Source organism: Undibacterium sp. JH2W (assembly GCF_049340425.1).
In the GTDB taxonomy this organism is placed as follows: domain Bacteria; phylum Pseudomonadota; class Gammaproteobacteria; order Burkholderiales; family Burkholderiaceae_D; genus Undibacterium.
Genome location: NZ_JBMPOT010000053.1, coordinates 1 through 2,449 on the forward strand (window position 1 = coordinate 1; position 2,449 = coordinate 2,449).

Sequence of the window (2,449 nt, forward strand, 5' to 3'; positions counted from 1 at the left end):
GACTTTGTCGCCATTGGCGCTGGTGATGGTGCTGAGGTAGTCACCGGTGTAGCCATAGGTGACGGTATTGCCATTGGCATCACTGGAGAATAACAGGCGTCCGTTCGTTCCGGCATAGCTTTCTGTGCTCTGGCTGGTGGGGTCTGTCCATGTCCAGCTGGAGTTGATGACATCGTATTTGATGGAATCAGATTTACCGGTGCCGGAACGGGCCAGGTAGCTGTTGCTGGTCAGGTCAAAGTCGTAAATTTGGATGGCATTGTCGGCACCGACGCGCTGGAGGCTGCTGCCTGCTTGGTTCAGGGTACCTGTCAGGTTGACGATGCGGCGGTAACCGTTGATCCACCAGGTATCTGTATTGTCGTCTTTGATGACGCCTTGGCTGTTGTAGGTGCGGATGACGGAAAGATCGTTGCCACGGCTGGCAAGGAAACCGTCTTTGTCTTGTAGGACGAGGTTGCCGGTAGCAACGTTGACGATGCTTTGTTCGCCTGTCTTACCCTGGCTGGCGGAACCAAGATTGCCGCGCTGTCCCAGGTTGGAGGAAGATGTTAAATTCAGACCTGTGCTGTTTCCGCTAACGATCGCTACCATGAATTCATCCTTTTATGTTCTGACTATGACCAATGAGTTAACTTGAAGCGCACCAACTTCTCTGTTGCACGCTTCACTTATTGAGCAATAGTCCAAACATTCTGGAATTTGTTTAGGTGAAATCGAAAATAAATATAAAATCCATTTTTAATTCTTTAATTAAGCTAAACACATATTGATCGTTAATTAAAATTAGCAAAACATTCAAATAATATTCAGCATCAAGTTTAAAGAAAAGCAAGGCAACAACGCATCACAAGTACGGTCAATTCAATAATTAGTAATATTTAAGCAATCAATCGTGAATTGGATTGAGGCAAGGTATATGGCAAAAGAGGTACCAGTTAAGACTGGATTAGGGGGGCGAGTAATCATCTTAATTTAGTTCGATATATCGACGATTATCAACCAGAATATGATGGACCGTATACCACCTTGCAGGTCGGTTTGCTGATCAAGGTAATTAAAGGCGAAATATGAGTAGCTTGAGCATGGCAACAACACATTTGAATGCGTCAGTGGGCGAAGTGCTTTCTCCGAGCCAGCTTGCGGCTGCTCTGCAAGCCGCAACATTGGATGCACTGGCAGGATCACCTAAAGCGGCAGCTGCAGCAAGCTACTTGTTCGTGGAGGTCAATCCCAGGATGATCGCACTTTGTGCGCACGAAGCTGGAACAGATATCGATCATGCCAACATGTTATATCTCGATTTGCTACAGCGCTCCATGCCTCGCGTCATCGCATGGGAGATCGCAGTCGAGGGGATGCTATGTTCTAATTTCAAAGGAAGCATTTAACCAGGCTTAAGTCTAGCTTGATGTATGGTGCGAAAGGTATCAAGGCTAATACGCCACATACGGCTTAGATGATATGTTTGCTCTGAAGAGAATTGTGCACATTTCTCTAGACTTCAGTCGACTCAAGGTTTTCTTTCGTGGGGACTGCTTTAATACACTGGTACCGAGGAATAGTTGATGCAAATGCAAATATTTTCTTAAATAGCGTGATTCTTAAATAATTTGGCGTTTTTCTTAAATAGCGTGAACTTAACCAGCTTTCTATAGACTTATCCGCTCTATAATTTCAAGATCAAGAGAGATTCCAAAATGGATATGGTTACTTGCAATTGCTTCCCTAATTTTCGCTATGTTGCACACCTCCACAAGGGAGTCTCTACAAAGAATGATCTGCACTCTCCCTGAGAAATCTCGTCTCTTGGGGGGCGCACATTTGAGATGCTTAATTCACTTCTCACTGAGCATGAAAAAGAAAAAAAGAATACAAACGACGCTATGCGGAAGGTAGTCAAAGAAATAGATATGGCTCAGCGAGACACGCAACACTAAATAATATTACGGACTTCCCATTGAAACAAAATGTCATTCTCGAAAACTGCGATTAGTTTGACCAAGACGCAGAAATTTGTATCAGAAGGTTGAACTACCGCGATCATTCCATTCTTCATTCTGGCAACATGACTTGGAAACCGAAATACACCTGGATCGGTAATGTCCTCAAATTTTTTTGTGCCAGCTGCAACTCTTACAGCCCCATTAACGCTATGAAGGTCCACGCAGCCATGTGCTGGCTGCAGAGTTTGCCAAGAAATGGGAATGTATCTTGAATCTTGGCTACTGAAATGAATCTTAATTTCGATTCCACTGTGCACCACCGGAACGCGCCGCTTCCCATTCCCATGCACCGCGTGGATGTCTCCATATTCGAAGGTTGAGGTATCCTGACTTTTTCGGACATTCCTGTTTGTTAAAATAAACGATCAGGAGAAATAATGAAACAGAAAAAAAGATATACCCCGGAATTGCGGGAAGAAGCGGTGAAACTTGTATTGGCGCAA

3 protein-coding genes are annotated in these 2,449 nt (G+C 44.5%); 1 reads left to right on the forward strand and 2 read right to left on the reverse strand.

What is annotated here, in order from left to right; genetic code table 11:
• Positions 1-594: hypothetical protein (locus ACO0LC_RS29035; RefSeq protein WP_423009721.1), on the reverse strand; the 594-nt coding region annotated here is incomplete at its 3' end.
• 476 nt (positions 595-1,070) lie between these two features.
• On the opposite strand from ACO0LC_RS29035, the gene ACO0LC_RS29040 reads away from it, so the two are divergent.
• Positions 1,071-1,391, forward strand: coding sequence for a hypothetical protein (locus ACO0LC_RS29040; protein WP_423009723.1), 321 nt, complete (start codon positions 1,071-1,073; stop codon positions 1,389-1,391).
• An 849-nt stretch (positions 1,392-2,240) separates the two neighbouring features.
• Here the strand turns inward: ACO0LC_RS29040 and ACO0LC_RS29045 are convergent.
• Positions 2,241-2,449, reverse strand: a 209-nt coding sequence (locus ACO0LC_RS29045; protein WP_423009725.1) for a hypothetical protein, incomplete at its 5' end; no start/stop codon positions are given.

What these genes read in the sequence shown, in the direction of transcription:
- ACO0LC_RS29040 (WP_423009723.1), top strand. Translation starts at nt 1,071, where the DNA reads ATGAGTAGCTTGAGCATGGCAACAACACATTTGAATGCGTCAGTGGGC.